The sequence below is a fragment of the Acinetobacter sp. UBA5934 genome (genome assembly GCF_002430855.1).
Lineage (GTDB): Bacteria > Pseudomonadota > Gammaproteobacteria > Pseudomonadales > Moraxellaceae > Acinetobacter.
Map to the genome: position 1 here is coordinate 8,767 of NZ_DJDC01000057.1, position 909 is coordinate 9,675.

Genomic DNA, 909 nt, shown 5'->3' on the forward strand with positions numbered 1-909 from the left:
ACAATGACACTTTGCAGGTCATCGACTCCATACAAATAAACCCCATCTAGGGATTCTACTTTGGGATCAATATCACGTGGAACAGCCAAATCGACCAAAAGCATTTGTTGATAACGCCGTTTTTTTAACGCTGTTTTGACATCTTGATAGGCAATGACCTGATGCAGACTTCCGGTACAGCTTGAAATGACGTCTGCACGGTGCAAATTTGCAGCCAGTTCGGAAAATTCTATAATTTCCACATCAACACGATGGGCGATTTCCTGGGCCAAACTTTCTGCGCGGGCACGGGTCCGGTTACAAATCAGGACTTTCCCCACCCCCATTTCGGCTAAATGTTTTGCCACCAGGCTATTCATTTCACCTGCAGCGACCACCATTACAGTCATTTTTTCTGGCTTGCTAAACACTTGCAATGCCAGCTGGGCAACGGCATAACCCATTGAAACTGCATGACTGCCCACCGCTGTTTCCGAGCGCACCCGTTTCGCGGCATAAAAGGCATATTCAAAAATTTGGTTCAGGTTTGCAGAAACAGTATGTGCATCTTTAGCCAAAGACAGTGCCGATTTTACCTGACCCAAAATTTGCGGTTCACCCAGCATTAAAGAGTCAAGCCCACTCGCCACACGCATCAAATGTGTGACTGCCTGTGCATTTTCATAGCGATATACATGATTAAACAATTGCTTAACATCTAGGCCATTTGCTTCGGCGAGCCAATTCATTACCATGTCTGCATTCTCAGACATGGCATAAACTTCGGTGCGGTTACATGTAGAGACCACAACCATATCATTCAGGTCATGATGTTTGCTTTGCAGGGCAAGCAAGTGCATTAATTTTTCAGGATTAAATGCAATCTGCTCACGCAGCTCTACAGAGGCGGTTTGATGGTTGACACCCAAT

General features: G+C 45.5%; 1 protein-coding gene. It reads right to left on the minus strand.

Going from position 1 to position 909, the window contains the following annotated elements; all coding sequences use genetic code 11:
• Positions 1 to 908, minus strand: a 908-nt coding sequence (gene hemA / locus B2Y23_RS03795; protein ID WP_291369114.1) for a glutamyl-tRNA reductase, incomplete at its 3' end; no start/stop codon positions are given.
• Position 909 lies beyond the last annotated feature (1 nt).